This window comes from Paenibacillus donghaensis (assembly GCF_002192415.1).
GTDB classification, from domain to species: domain Bacteria; phylum Bacillota; class Bacilli; order Paenibacillales; family Paenibacillaceae; genus Paenibacillus_AQ; species Paenibacillus_AQ donghaensis.
In genome coordinates, this window is sequence record NZ_CP021780.1 from 7,881,072 (window position 1) to 7,894,788 (window position 13,717).

The 13,717-nt window shown below is 38.3% G+C and carries 15 protein-coding genes; 14 read left to right on the plus strand and 1 reads right to left on the minus strand.

From position 1 onward, the window contains the following. Window positions 1–23 precede the first annotated feature (23 nt). The 9 genes from B9T62_RS35710 to B9T62_RS41980 all read left to right on the plus strand — a co-directional run bounded on the left by B9T62_RS35710 (window position 24) and on the right by B9T62_RS41980 (window position 9,026). On the plus strand, window positions 24–1,358 hold the full coding sequence (locus B9T62_RS35710; RefSeq protein ID WP_087919595.1) for a stalk domain-containing protein: 1,335 nt from the start codon (window positions 24–26) through the stop codon (window positions 1,356–1,358). A 318-nt stretch (window positions 1,359–1,676) separates the two neighbouring features. Then, window positions 1,677–2,486, plus strand: a complete 810-nt coding sequence (locus tag B9T62_RS35715) for a Fic family protein (protein ID WP_087919596.1) — start codon at window positions 1,677–1,679, stop codon at window positions 2,484–2,486. A gap of 66 nt (window positions 2,487–2,552) precedes the next feature. Beyond that, window positions 2,553–2,936, plus strand: coding sequence for a hypothetical protein (locus B9T62_RS35720; protein ID WP_425436718.1), 384 nt, complete (start codon window positions 2,553–2,555; stop codon window positions 2,934–2,936). A gap of 56 nt (window positions 2,937–2,992) precedes the next feature. Then, the gene (locus B9T62_RS41975) at window positions 2,993–3,223 is read left to right on the plus strand and encodes a DUF3791 domain-containing protein (RefSeq protein WP_425436719.1); all 231 of its coding nucleotides are present in this window, start codon (window positions 2,993–2,995) and stop codon (window positions 3,221–3,223) included. Further along, window positions 3,204–3,716 carry a DUF3990 domain-containing protein gene (locus B9T62_RS35730; RefSeq protein ID WP_087919599.1) on the plus strand — a complete coding sequence of 171 codons (513 nt, stop codon included), beginning with the start codon at window positions 3,204–3,206 and terminating at the stop codon, window positions 3,714–3,716. The genes B9T62_RS41975 and B9T62_RS35730 overlap by 20 nt, the downstream gene beginning before the upstream one ends. Further along, complete coding sequence (locus B9T62_RS35735) at window positions 3,716–3,934, plus strand: DUF3791 domain-containing protein (protein ID WP_087919600.1); 219 nt, start codon at window positions 3,716–3,718, stop codon at window positions 3,932–3,934. The genes B9T62_RS35730 and B9T62_RS35735 overlap by 1 nt, the downstream gene beginning before the upstream one ends. 477 nt (window positions 3,935–4,411) lie before the next feature. Further along, window positions 4,412–7,876, plus strand: coding sequence for a carboxypeptidase regulatory-like domain-containing protein (locus B9T62_RS39760; RefSeq protein WP_157794139.1), 3,465 nt, complete (start codon window positions 4,412–4,414; stop codon window positions 7,874–7,876). Window positions 7,877–8,136: 260 nt separating this feature from the next. Continuing rightward, window positions 8,137–8,460, plus strand: coding sequence for a hypothetical protein (locus B9T62_RS35745; protein WP_087919601.1), 324 nt, complete (start codon window positions 8,137–8,139; stop codon window positions 8,458–8,460). A 200-nt stretch (window positions 8,461–8,660) separates the two neighbouring features. Further along, window positions 8,661–9,026: a leucine-rich repeat domain-containing protein gene (locus B9T62_RS41980; RefSeq protein ID WP_425436720.1), complete on the plus strand. Its 366-nt coding sequence runs from the start codon at window positions 8,661–8,663 to the stop codon at window positions 9,024–9,026. 204 nt (window positions 9,027–9,230) lie between these two features. On the opposite strand, the gene B9T62_RS35750 is transcribed toward B9T62_RS41980, so the two are convergent. Then, window positions 9,231–9,923 carry a helix-turn-helix domain-containing protein gene (locus B9T62_RS35750; RefSeq protein WP_245864219.1) on the minus strand — a complete coding sequence of 231 codons (693 nt, stop codon included), beginning with the start codon at window positions 9,921–9,923 and terminating at the stop codon, window positions 9,231–9,233. Between the two features lie 449 nt (window positions 9,924–10,372). Here B9T62_RS35750 and B9T62_RS39770 point away from each other — a divergent pair, with 449 nt between their 5' ends. The 5 genes from B9T62_RS39770 to B9T62_RS35775 all read left to right on the plus strand — a co-directional run bounded on the left by B9T62_RS39770 (window position 10,373) and on the right by B9T62_RS35775 (window position 13,556). Next, a complete protein-coding gene (locus B9T62_RS39770; RefSeq protein WP_157794141.1) occupies window positions 10,373–10,528 on the plus strand; it encodes a hypothetical protein in 156 nt (51 codons plus the stop codon). A gap of 39 nt (window positions 10,529–10,567) precedes the next feature. After that, a complete protein-coding gene (locus B9T62_RS41985; RefSeq protein WP_425436721.1) occupies window positions 10,568–10,627 on the plus strand; it encodes a hypothetical protein in 60 nt (19 codons plus the stop codon). A 105-nt stretch (window positions 10,628–10,732) separates the two neighbouring features. Continuing rightward, window positions 10,733–11,035 (plus strand): hypothetical protein, encoded by a 303-nt coding sequence (locus B9T62_RS35765; RefSeq protein ID WP_169834487.1) that lies wholly within the window; start codon window positions 10,733–10,735, stop codon window positions 11,033–11,035. A gap of 17 nt (window positions 11,036–11,052) precedes the next feature. Beyond that, window positions 11,053–11,769 (plus strand): stalk domain-containing protein, encoded by a 717-nt coding sequence (locus tag B9T62_RS35770; protein WP_157794142.1) that lies wholly within the window; start codon window positions 11,053–11,055, stop codon window positions 11,767–11,769. A 53-nt stretch (window positions 11,770–11,822) separates the two neighbouring features. Then, entirely contained in the window at window positions 11,823–13,556 is a 1,734-nt protein-coding gene (locus tag B9T62_RS35775; RefSeq protein ID WP_087919605.1) for a DUF5050 domain-containing protein, read from the plus strand. The last annotated feature ends 161 nt before the right edge of the window (window positions 13,557–13,717 follow it).

Genomic DNA, 13,717 nt, shown 5'->3' on the forward strand with positions numbered 1-13,717 from the left:
ATAATGTTTAGGGAGGTCAACTAATGAAATTCAAGAAACTAGCGACACTCTTAGTCGCGGCTGCAGTGGCCATTGGGGGTATTTCGGTATCACCCGCACAGACAGAAGCGGCTACGGTAACAATGGATGGGTATTCGTACTCAAGTGAGGTTGTAGATGCGCTAAATCATGTAAACGACATTCGATCAAAGATGGGTTTATCTGCAGTGAAATTAAATCCTTTCCTAACAAAAGCTGCTGAGAATCATGTGAATTATCTCACATCTAACGGGGTTACAGGACATACAGAGGACTCCGGGAAGAAGGGGTACACGGGATACAGGATAGGCGAAAGATTGTCAGCTGTAGGGTACTCCAACGACAACGCTGGAGCTTATGAAATAATTAGTTACAATGATTATACTATTGTAGAGGCCATTGATGAATTCTTGGACACGGCCTATCATCGGACTCCAATTGTTTCGGTAGCAACAGAAAGTATTGGTTTTGCAATAGAAGGAAAAACGGTTGTAGGTATATCTGCTACATATGAGGATAATCAGGTTGGAGAGAGTATGTATCCGTATAACGGTCAGACTGGAGTAGGTTTATCATTTGAGGGGTTTGAAAATCCAAACCCTTTGGACCAGTTTGGTGTAAATAAATCAGGATACATCCTCTCATTAGAAGTTGGTGGAGCTGCTTTAAACGAGACAAACTCTAAAGTTGTATTTACATCTTCTTCTGGTAAACCACTAAGCACTTTTATTTTCGGAGATCTCGGCACTTTATTTATTTTACCTAAAGAAGTATTGAATCACTCAACTACTTATAATGTTTCAGTGACTTACACACCTAGTTACGGACCCTACATGAGTCAGACTAGCACTAAGACTTGGACGTTCACAACAGCGGCACAATCAAGCCCAGCTAGAGGTCCAGCCACAACTCCTAAACGAGACAACTCGCAACCAACCAGCACGATCCCAGCCATCGGAAACGGTAGTAGCATCAAGTACACCAAGGATAACATCGCTGTAAAGATCAACAAAGCAATTGTATCGGTAAACCCTAAGCCAATCCTCAAGTCGGGTAGTACCTTCATCCCGTTACGAGGGGTATTGGAAAATCTAGGAGCGTCTTTGACGTACAACAGCAAAACAAAAGGTATTTCAATTGTACAGGGGAGCACAAACATTTCCCTAACAATCGGTAGCACGAAGGCTTATGTCAACGGAAAAGCAGTAACTCTTTCGACAGCTCCATTTGTTAGTGCAACAGGCAGCACCTTCGTACCTCTGCGCTTTGTCAGTCAGGCTCTGGGGGCTTCTGTAGGTTGGGATCAGAAAAATTATATAGTTAGTATCGATACAAAGTGATAAATAAACATAAAGAACCTTGGCTATGTAACCAAGGTTCTTTGTGTTAGGTTTTAACAGTAATCACCTTATTATAACACGTGTTAACATTTGTGCTGTGCTATAAGCTGAGCGCAACAACACTATTGAAAGTTGGCTTGAGATACGACAATGCTTGTCGTACAGCGGGTAAGCCTGAAGTCGAGATTAGGCGTTTATCTTATGAATACGTTTTGCAGAATTATATAAACCTCGCTTTCTTTAGAACTGCCACTTGTGGATAAGTGAAGTTTTTTCGTCTCGGTATATGAAAGTACTATTACGGGGTGGGGTGTTGATTTGTCGAGTTATGATCCAAATAGATTAAATAAAGTCCCGCAGTTTACGGCAGTTCAGGGTAAACAGCTAAGGGAAGTGGCATTAAAACTTCCCTTGTCTGACTTTCTTATGAATTACCGAAATGTAGAGGAGTTAGGAATTGATTTTGTATATTCTTCGGCTAAGTTAGAGGGAAACGAGTATTCCTTGGTGGATGGAATAAACCTTCTTAAACTCGGATTAACAGCAGTAGGAAAGTTGTACTCTGATGCGAAAATGTTTTTGAATTTACGGGATGCTTATAATTTTGTACTCACATCACGGGGTAAAGCTTTAGATAGGTATCTCGTATCAGACATACATTCAATACTTTCAAGAGATACATTACCTGATTCAAGTTGTGGTATTCCACGAGAGGATTCGATTCTAATATCTGGAGGTGGTTATTCCCCACCTATGGGGAAGGATTATTTAAATGAAGAGTTAGATCGTCTGCTGAATACAGCCATTACTATCGATAATCCATTTGAACGCGCCATCTACCTAAAGCTCAATCTGTGTTACTTGCAATACTTTCAAGATGTAAACAAAAGGACAGCAAGAATGGTGCAAACCCTTTCTTTGCTCAACAGTGGGGTAATGCCTTTATTATCGGGCTACGAAGAAAGTAATGGTTATCTCGAAGCTATCTTGAGTTATTACAATACGGGTAGTTACGGACAGTACATGTCTTGGTTTGTGTCTTCTTACAGACAAATGGTAAACAGTTTAACTTACCAGCCGAAGATGACAAAATCAAGGTCTTTTGATTTGAGAAAGAAGGATGACTAGCACTCAGTTGCAGTTTTTCAACATATACACCGGGAACTTTTAGGGGGTTAGATAAAGTTGACAACAATGAAAGAACTTGTGCAGTTAGTTTCGTCTAATCAGAATGAAAACATCAATCTATGGCACCATTTGGGTAACTTCCTTGATGCTTTTTACTATCCAGCCCGAACATCGGAAGAGCGGTTTGCAATGGTAGCGGATGAACCAGACCAATACGAAAACATCACTCAAAGAGACTACGCCTTTCTAGCAGGAACAGTATACAAAATCTGCTTGGACTACAAAGTAAGACCACCAGAATGGATAATCAAGCCTAAGTACTTCCTAGACAAACCAGTATTCAGTCTTGATGCTAAAGGGACATTGCGAATAGTTCTACTCGTAGAGTCGCCTTATGAGTTTCGTATGCGTAATATCTTCACTTCGGCAAATACATTGGATAGGGTATAAGTGTATTAATTAAACAAACGTATATGACTGGAGGGTGACCTATGCTGCATCGAAGTATGGAAGAACGAATATTAAGCTTAAAAGTAGACAGCATAGAGTTGTGTAAAGTGGCGTGGGGTATCAGGGGAAATAAAGTACTAGAAATCTTCAACGGCGTAGACCTCTTAACTCTTATAGAAGAGTGCTATGAAGGGTTGCATACCGAAAGTCATCTCTACTTGATAGGATGGTTAGAAGATGTCTTAAAGGAAAGAGGAGTAGATATAGATGTACTCAAGTCTACTTAGACCAAACGCCTTTCTTTATCATGGGAGCAATATTTTAGTGCCTGTTATCGATCCAGGTAAGGAAAGAGACTTCTTGGATTTCGGAAAGGGCTTCTACACCACTACGAGCAAGAAACAGGCAATTATTTGGGCAGAGTCGGCAACTAATAGGAAGAAAAACGGAACTCCCACAGTCTCCAAGTACCGACTAGAAGGGGTAGAGGGCTTATCAGTTAAAGTCTTCGAGTCTGCAAATATTGAGTGGTTAGATTTTGTAGTAAAGTGCAGAACAACTAGAGGGGTATGCCATAATTACGATATTGTTAAAGGGCCAGTAGCAGATGATGATGCAAGGTTTTTCTTTGATAGGTATCAAGAGGGTATATATGGTTTTGACATCAGTGGAAAAAAGATATGTATAGAGCTTATGGGATCTACAAATCTCAAGGAGCAGACTTGTTTTTCCTCAGAAAAAGCGATAAAGGTCTTAACCTTTCTTGGGAGCGTGGGCTAATGGACACTAAAAAATTCAACTTTTCAGTTCGTGCAAAGGTAACCGCTGCAATCATGATTTTATCCCAGTGGTTGAACTTACCGATTGCTAAAGTACTGAACATGTTTTACAATTCCGTAACCTATGAGTTGTTGAATGATAGGAGTACTATGTTATGGTCAGAAAGTCCTTTTTATATAGCTGATGAGTTTCTCTTAGAGAAGGGGATTAAGTTATAGCAATCTATCCGGAGGTGCAGTTGTGCCTGTTAATCTCTCAGAGGGGTTGCAGTGGAACAATTATCTAAGATACATGGCTAAAATGCCATGTATCTTTCTTTTAGATAGGTTTGTTAAATTGTTTCTTACGTATAATTAGAAAAGAGTGAACCTCAGTTATACGTAAAAGTAAGACTAATAATTATTGTGCTGGTCATCTTATGGTTAGCTTAACACTTGATATAATTTAATAATGGTACTCTAAGAGTTTGTACCATCCGTATTTCTTGCAACGTGAGAAGTTTCCTATATGGTCTCTGTAATTTATATATATAACAGAACAGTACTTTGTGCAGGGCAGTTGCTGAGTGAGGGTAACTGCTTTTTGTATTGCGATTTTAGCTATTTTCTATAGATTTGAGTTCATTTCCACAGTTAAGCCATGAGCCCCTTCATTAATTATAGGTGGTAAATGACTTAATAAGGGAGATGGTAGATTTGAAGGTTCAAAAAAACAAAAGAATGGTAAAGGGCATCGTATATTTGTTAATAGCGTCTTTGTTAAGCATTCCACTCGGGGTATCAGCTGAGTCCCAAAGCATTAAGCTGAATGGTGAACAGCTTTCTTCTGCTGGGAATCGTACGGTAACAGAAGCAGTCTATGAGAATATGCAGACAGTCACAAACGATGTGTACAAAGCAGTATTCATAACCACTCCAGAAAATGCATTAAATGATTTTAACGAAGGAAGATCGGTTGTAATAGAAACGCTCTTCGCTGACAGGAATTTAGCGGTAAATGTAGTGGAGTGGCTTAATAAGAATGGATGGTCTGGAGATCTTAACAGCACGTTAAGTGAAGAGGAGCTTCGGGGTATAGAGGTGAAGGACTATTTCTTCAATGTATCGGGGAAAGGAATTGTAAGTTTGACCGGTATGGAGATTTTTAATTCTCGAACTATAACTCCTTATGATCTAGATTTATCAGGAAATTCACTTACTTCGGTTGATGGACTTGAAGGAATTGTCTCGGTGGGAACTATTGATATCAGTCACAATATATTGACGAATGTTAATGGTTTGGAGAATCTGGAGAGTTTACAGTCTCTTATTCTCAATAATAATGAGTTGGCTTCTATAGAGGGGTTAGGGAATTTAGAACATGTGGAAAAGCTTTATCTGCAATATAACAAACTCACAAATCTAAATGGCATTAATAAATTAACTCCGTTTGATCGCTTTATAATAGGTATCAACAATTATGAAAACTCCGGTGACTTCAGTTTGGATTTTAGCAATAATCAGTTGTTTGATATTTCTGGTATTAGTCAGTTGAGTAAAGTTGCTACACTGAACCTCTCGTATAACAACCTGACGGATCTAAGCGCACTAAATAACTTAACTATTGTTAAATATACGTTAAATGTAGGGAACAACAAGTTGACTAATCTGAATGGATTAAGCAATATGCTGAGTTGTTTTCACTTTTATGGGAACTATAATTACCTTAGGAATGCATCAGATGAAATTCCGTTTACTTCTCAACTTATCGATATGTATCCACAGAACGGATTTCTACTGAAGCAAGGTACAGGTACAGCCCGTAATTCAGTGAGTATTTATTATCGAGAGATAGATAACGGTGAAAGGATGCTGGACAGTGAATTTGTAGATGATCCCCCTGTAGGAGTTCCTCTCATCTATGTCCCGAAAGAATTTCCCGGGTATCAAGCAATAGAGTCTACTAATCAGACAGTGAAATTTGAGAACAACGTTACGCAGCCTAACCTCTTGTATCGTACTTGGGTAGATTATTATGGTAATGCTTCCTATCTTCGGCCAGATGTTGTTTCAAACTACAGCTTTATATCCTCTGATCCTAAAATTCTTAAAGTTAATGATGATATTAAAAATGTAATTGCTGTAGGCACAGGCCAAGTGGATTTATCCATCTATCAGGATGGGGTATTTCTTGGTACTTACCCTACTGATGTTGTAAAAGCAGATTCTGGTTCTAGAACAATAACCTTTTACTACAAAAAAATCATGGTGCCTAAACATTCTTTAGAAGTCAGCAAAATTGGTGAAGGAACTACAACTCCATTAGATGGAAGTATAGAGATGCTCAATGAATCAAATGTTGCTGTATTAAGCGCCACACCCGCACAGGGGTATTATTTTGAAAAATGGTCTGTGAACGGTTCGGACTATTATACTTCATCGCTAAGCATAATAATGGATGCAGACAAGACAGCAGTTGCTCATTTTGTAAAAGCGACAGGAGGCATAACCATTAAGTATGTTGACGGAACCGGTAATGACTTACTCTCACCGGAATGTAGTCAATATGATGTGGGGTATTACATTTTCCAATACAGGGACATAAGCGGTTACCGATTAATATCTTCTTCAGTAGTCGATGTAGTTTTGGGTAGAAATGAATATAGAACTGTCTTTTTCACGTATTCTAAAATCGAGGGTGGAATAAAGGTAGAGTTCTTAGAGGAAGGCAGCAACAATCCAGTTAAAGAAATAGTTAAATTAACAAACCTTTCCTTGGGTGAGCAAACATATACAGCTGAATCTGTAATAGAGGGGTATACACTGATAGGTGAAGCCACGAGAACAGTTATCCTAACTGAGCAAAATAGCTTCCAAGGGCTTGCGTTTTACTACACAGCAACACCGGCAGCAACAGCAACACCGACACCGACAGCAACACCGGCAGCAACAGCAACACCGACACCGACAGCAACAGCAACACCGACACCGACAGCAACACCGGCAGCAACAGCAACACCGACACCGACAGCAACACCGGCAGCAACAGCAACACCGGCAGCAACACCGGCAGGAACAGCAACACCGGCAGCAACAGCAACACCGACACCGACACCGACACCGACATCAATAGCGACAGCAACACCGACAGTAACACCAACAGCAATACCGACATCAATAGCAATAGCGACACCGACACCAACAGTAACACCGACACCGATATCAAATGCAACAGCCACACCGACATCAATAGCGACGCCAACACCGGGACTAACAGCAATCCCAACACCAATAGCAATACTGATCCTAACGCCAACAGTAACGGCAATACCCATACCAGTAGTAACAACGGAACCGAAATCTATAGTATCAAAGCCTGTACAATTACCATATTCAAGTTCCACACCTTCTTCGATCACAGAATCAAGTCTAGCGGTAAAGAACAAACAAACGAAGATTTATGGAACGGTTTATGGAATAGTAACTAATAAAGCTGGTCAGCCGATTAGAGGAGTAACAGTTGAGTTGCACTCCATACCCATGCGTACTGTTACAAATGAGAAGGGGCAATATCAATTTGACAATGTAGAGCTTGGACATCATAAGGTAATCTTAACTAACCCTAAGTTTGTAGAGGATATCGCAATTGAGGTCACCGTGTATCAAAATGATATGGGTCAGGGAAGTGCTCATACTGAAGTGTATCAAAATGACACTGAGGTTATTGCATCAATTGAGCTAGCAAAATCTAATAAGAAACAACGGATAGATTTTGTTATAGACATTGTGGTACGCAAAGAAGATATAACTCAAAAGCCTGCCGTAACTGCAATCTTGCCCCCTTCACTTAAAAATGTAGAAACTCCTAACAGCGATCCAGTAGCTCCAATTATTCCGATTACAGTGACAGTACCACTAATTCTTCTTCTGGTAATTTATTTGAGAAGAAAGAACGTACTGGTATATGACGAGAAGGGAGTGCTATTGAAGAAATTAAGGGTAAAACCCAAACCGGAAACTCTTATTGATCTTTCCAACTTGAAAGCTGAGTCCTTCAAGGTAATTTTTAAAGATGTTAAAAAGTTTAGGGAGATTAACTTGTATGTAGGAATTGATCAGGAAATATATGAGGTTAAATTGGAAGAGGATCAGAACTTCATCCTCATCAATCCTACAGAATAATTCTTAAGTCTTGAGGTGCCTCATAAATCGTGAGGTGCCTTTTATTTTATTTAGAGGTGTTATTTGAATTGTGCAAATCTAAAAAAATTATAGAGCTATCCTTATCAAGCTGATGTTCTGTAGCTTCTGCAGATGCTAAATGTTGTTTTTTAAAAGTGATGAAGTCCAGGAATATATTTTTCTGTAACCTCTTTCTTATTCCTTCCAAGGAAGTTATTATGTCAAAGTTAAAACATCTTTAATTAGGGGTGATCTAATCAATGAATTATCTTGAATTTAAAGATAATGGCTTTAAACGAGCTGTTGAGAAACAATTGGGATTGTCACAAAGCCTAATGACCTCACAGAATATTAGTGATATCACGGGTATTGTTGCAAGTACATCCTCAGAGGAACTTCTTCCAATCCCTTGGGTTCTAGATGGGTCAGCGTTTAACATGCACAAACCAAACCTATATTTTAATGTAATTGAATCAGAGAATGGCTTATGGGAGGAGGATCTGAAGCTATTTAAGCATATCTCGTCACTTACTTATTTGTACCTGTTGGAAACCTTGATTTTCTTAGACAGTTTTCGAATTTGAGTGATCTTTATGTAGCGAAGGGGAGTACTACACATGATTGGTCATTCTTAGAAGACTTACACTATATGACCTACCTATTTTTAAGGGAGGTATCCTTCTCTGATCTTGAGATATTGCGGAGACTATCGGTAACTCAAAATGAATCAATTTCTAGAAGTGAGAAGTTGACCACTTGGCATAACAGACTTACCTGTTTATGCATGACGCATTGCAATATTAATGACGTATCGCCCCTAGCCGATTGTCAGTGGTTAGCCGAACTGGATTTATCTCATAACAATATCACCGAGTTTGGTTCTTTGTTGGGTCTTCAAAGTCTTTATAGTTTAACTTTAAGGTATAATTGCCTATCTGATTTGTCCTTTATTACAGAGGAATGTACAAATGTTAACTATTTGAATTTACGCCACAATAATATTACAGATATAACTTCGTTGGTTCATATGTCAGAGGTAAATAAACTTTACTTAGGACATAACCCCATTATTGATTATACTGTCTTGGAAAGGATGCATATTAGTAGTCATGACATTGAAGGGTATAGCACCCGTAGGAGAAGAACGTAATTTAATGCAATATGCCGATGTAACAGTAACCCGTATCTGCAATAGATCAGTACTTTATGACACCTCGTAATGTAGAGGTGTCTTTTCTCTATGTGGGAGTAACGGCTTGAAGCACGAGGCAAGAGCTTTTATGATACAAATAAACAACAGAATATATGACCTCTCTTATTGAAAAAACACCTTGTAACAGTGAGAGTGAAAAGTCTATACAATAGTCTTGATGAGTTCATTATCGTTAATATCAAACATTTGAAAAGCTGTTCCAACCATGTCTTTATCAGCACCAAACAGAGGTATTGTTTTGTCATGTATCCCACTAATTCTAGTCACATGATCCATTTGTTGCTGCATAAATTGAGAGTTGCATAGAACAGCGACCTGCTTACTGTATTTTATCAACTCCTGCTGAAATACCACTGCTCTGTCTGAAACCTCAGGTGAATAAACCACCGGTTCACCATCAGATGCTTTCATATCTCGGTGGTCCACGATAATATTTAATTCATCTCTTTCGTAAGCCGTACAAATTCCCATCAACTTTGCACACATATAATCCACATCTGGACCCGTAAGTAGACCTGTCACTTGAAAAGCTAATACTTTCTTTTCGGGGTCAAGCTGATACTTGAAACGCTCAAGAAACGGGATAGCGAAATCTTTCTGTGAATATGCAGGTATTGCAGAAAAGCGTTCATTAGAAAACATGTACCCTAACGAAACATTGAGGGCTTCTGCTATCCGATTCATACTAACTAAGGTAGCATTACGTGTTCCCCGTTCTACTCCACTAATATAAGAACGATCTAAACCAGAAAGAGAGCCTAATACTTCCTGTGACATACCACTTCGCGCCCGAAGCTCCTTTACTCTTTTGCCAAACTCAACTTGGATATTCAAAACAATCCCCCCAGAGATAACCTTTCAAAATGAATTATAGCAAAAAGCTAATATGTTAAATATGAGTTTTGTCGGTTTTTAGGAGATGTGACTTATAGTCTATAGAGTCAAACATTGGATAAGTGTATGCTCATTTCTGAACAAGAAAAAATAAATCATATAGAGAGGTGATAGCGAGCATATATGTTTCAATGATTATGATTATAAACCTTATAAAGGGGCTCATTTTATTTCAAACTTTAATACGAGTGGGGAAATAACTATTATAAACTAAAGGTATGATAATTATAATACGCGTAATATAATACATATTATAGAGTATTCATATAATTATGAGAAGAGGGAGTGGTGTTGCGTTGATAAAGAAAATGTGGAACATACTTTGTTGTTTGATTCTTTGTATATTCGTCCATGTACAGAAAAGCGAGGCTTCAGGGAGTAATGTGACTTTGAAGCTGCCTAATGGAGCAAGTTACTATGGTGAGGTCAAAAATGGCAAGCCTTCAGGGAAAGGGACGATGATTTGGTCAAAAAGTAAATCTTATTCAGGGGAATGGATCGAAGGAAAACGTTCAGGATATGGAAAGTACATATCGGTTGAGTAAGACTATAATTACAGCTCAGAAGGAGATCCTACTTTAATTATTTATGCTGGTGAATGGAAGAACGACATGTTTAATGGGCATGGGGTATACAGAAGGTAAGTGTTCGCTCCAGTTGTATACGGTTTTCAATATAAAGAACAAAATGGGATCTTTGTGAACCATGAATTTATCGAAGGATACGAAAAGGAGGAGTTTCCAGACTCAATGAATTTGAAGTACAATGATGGGCTGACTAGGATCAGCTTGGATATAAGTAAGGAGATTTGGCAGGAAGAGTGGGACGATACTTTGGAGCAGTTGATAAGTAATAAATACATTACTGTATCTATCAATAGAAACCAAACCAGGGGAGAATATGACTCAGATAGTATCTCATGGACTAAAGATAAGGTTAAGGTGATGGAAGTCCTAAAGCCTTATAGTACAACCTTCAACAAAAAGCTAAGTTCTTACCTCACTAATCAAGGAAATAAGTTCATATTTTGTGAAGAATATTCTATTAACTAAGATGAAAAGGATGATATATGATGAGATTCAATAAAGACAAGGTTAAAGGTTTTGTAACGGGAATGCTGACAACTGCATTATTCGCTTCCCTGATGGGAACGGCTTTTGCTGCTTCAGGTACCTTGAAGAGCATAAAAGTAGTAGAGGGCGGTATCAAACTATTTGTAGAAGGTCAATTGGTAAAACCACTGGATGCTTCTGGTAATATAGTAGAGCCATTTATTTATGACGGTACGACATACCTGCCTTTAAGAGCTCTTTCTAATGCATTGACTAAAAATGAGAAACCTGTGAAATGGGACCCGGATACATCATCTATTTATGTTGGACAAGCACCGGTTGCTGCGCAAACTGATATTGCAGAACTAGAGGTTTATAATACGGATGGTAAAGTTTATAAGGAAACTAACTACCAAATATTAGATAAAAAGGTAGCGATATTTAATGGCCTTGATAGCAATAGTTATTATACATACATTCTGCATTCAAACTACAGTGTACTTAATGGGCAGTTCATTGTACCGTACACTAGGCTTGGAGATAATGATACATCTTCCTTGAAATTTTACAGCGTTGACAAGAAAGGAAATGAAACTTTACTGAAGGAGTATGCCACATCTGCAGGAGATGAAACTACAGATGTCGATGTGAATATTTCTGGAGTGGAGATTCTAAAGATAAAAGTGGGATCACGCGGAGTACTATATAATACGATTTTAACTGGTATTAAATGATTGAATAAATTTAAAGGCTTGAGGAGATATCAGATAAAAAGGAGTGTGTATGAGTGAATAAGGTAGTTTTTATAATTCTTGCTGGTATTGTGTTATTGACCGGTTGCGGGGGGGTTAATAATGCAGAACCTATTGATAAGCAAATTGAAGAAACTGTTGAATCACAATCTATAGAATATGTAAAAGAAGGTTCCTTCAGGGATGGGCAACATTATGGATTTGATGTGAATAACAATTTATTCTTGGCAGATGAGCTTGTTCTGGATAATGTAAAAGAAGTTTACTATGGAGATGCTGATGGTTATTTCTTGATTTTGACCAATTCGGGAGAGCTTTACGGACTAGGCCAATCCATTTACGGTGTCCTTGGAAACGGGCATGGTGGATATCAATCGACTAATGATTATGATAATTACATCGAAACTACGCCTTACAAAATCATGGAACAAGTGGATACATTCTCTGCTGTACGAAAAAATGTATTGGCTCTTACAAAATCAGGCGATTTATACGGTTGGGGAATAAATACGAGCGGTGAAGTCGGAAATGGTGAGAGCTCTCTCAGCGCACGTTCGGAAATCATCAAACCGGTGTTGGAACCAACTTTAATTATGAATAAAATAAAAGAGTTCAAACTCGGGGAAGAAGAGAACAATTATTATAATGTTCTTGCAGTGACGGATTTAGATGAACTTTATGTCTGGGGACGTGCGAGAAATGTATTGGAAATGGGAACAGGTAAGGGCTGGGAAGCAGGTGTGCAACTCTTTTCTCCTCAAAAGCGTGCGGATAACGTCATATCTTACGAAATGCAGGGAAATGGTGTTTTTGTAACATTAGCTGATGGTAAGAGTTATCTTCTCAACGATACTAATGTTAATAATACAACCGGGAATCCTGATTATCTCTTTAGTTCAGAGGATATTTTGTGGGATGTAAACAAGGGCAACAGTCAAACGAATCTGGTAAACCGGAGCAGATTAGTTGAATATGATGGATGGATTTATCAAAATTATCGTGGAAGATTGGCTAGGGTTCGGATAGATGGAAGTGATTTTGAAGAATTGCTAGATATGAAAGGGCAATATAAGTTAATTGAAAATTTTAGTGCTATTGATAATAAAGTCTATTTTCTTGCCAAAGATGATCATGATGACAGTTCCGGTTTGTTACTTAGTTACGATATTCAAACACAGAAACTGAGCAGGTATGGAATGACTTATTTTTATGCAGTAACGAAAGATGAAGTGATTCTCTGTGATAAGGATGTGAGTGGACTTAGGATAAGGAAGATTAACAATCCTTCCCCAACGAGTAGCCCTGACACCATTTATAAATATGAAAGGACGATTAATTCGTTTGACTTTAATGATGAGGGAGATCTGTTTTTGCATTCTGGCCTTTCAATTCTGGAACAACACGATTCTGATGCTACCGTAGAGAAGTGGGAATCCGAGGGTGTCACAGACTTTCAAATTACCGGAGACTGGATATATTTTATAAAAAACAATGCAGTTTTCCGCATGAAAAAAGATAAAAGTGAACGAAGCCAAGTTATATTCGGGGAACCTGTGTTCAATGCAAACGGCGACTTCTTCTACTATGTATCAGATAATGATATTTACCGTTTAAAAGTTGGCAGTGAGGACGAACCTGTCAAACTTAATAAAGATACAATTCAATCTAATGTTCAATATATTTATTTATTACCAAGCGGGTTATATTTCTCTGATGGATTCTATTACAAGTTGAATTTTGATGGGACAATCGTAAATTTATGGCCTTGAAACTCTATCTCTCACAGGGAGTTATCAAGCTATTTTTAGAAGGAGAGTTGGTTAACCCTACCGATGCAAATGATATAGTTGTGGAAATGTTTATATGAGATGGAACAGCTTACTCACCTCTAAGAGCACTCTATAATGTATTAATTACTAACGAGAAGACG

Excerpts from the sequence above, each read along its gene's own strand:
- B9T62_RS35710 (WP_087919595.1), top strand. The coding sequence starts at position 24 with ATGAAATTCAAGAAACTAGCGACACTCTTAGTCGCGGCTGCAGTGGCC.
- B9T62_RS35720 (WP_425436718.1), top strand. The coding sequence starts at position 2,553 with ATGAAAGAACTTGTGCAGTTAGTTTCGTCTAATCAGAATGAAAACATC.
- B9T62_RS41975 (WP_425436719.1), top strand. The coding sequence starts at position 2,993 with ATGGAAGAACGAATATTAAGCTTAAAAGTAGACAGCATAGAGTTGTGT.
- B9T62_RS35730 (WP_087919599.1), top strand. The coding sequence starts at position 3,204 with ATGTACTCAAGTCTACTTAGACCAAACGCCTTTCTTTATCATGGGAGC.
- B9T62_RS35735 (WP_087919600.1), top strand. The coding sequence starts at position 3,716 with ATGGACACTAAAAAATTCAACTTTTCAGTTCGTGCAAAGGTAACCGCT.
- B9T62_RS35745 (WP_087919601.1), top strand. The coding sequence starts at position 8,137 with ATGAATTATCTTGAATTTAAAGATAATGGCTTTAAACGAGCTGTTGAG.
- B9T62_RS41980 (WP_425436720.1), top strand. The coding sequence starts at position 8,661 with ATGACGCATTGCAATATTAATGACGTATCGCCCCTAGCCGATTGTCAG.
- B9T62_RS35765 (WP_169834487.1), top strand. The coding sequence starts at position 10,733 with ATGAATTTGAAGTACAATGATGGGCTGACTAGGATCAGCTTGGATATA.
- B9T62_RS35770 (WP_157794142.1), top strand. The coding sequence starts at position 11,053 with ATGATGAGATTCAATAAAGACAAGGTTAAAGGTTTTGTAACGGGAATG.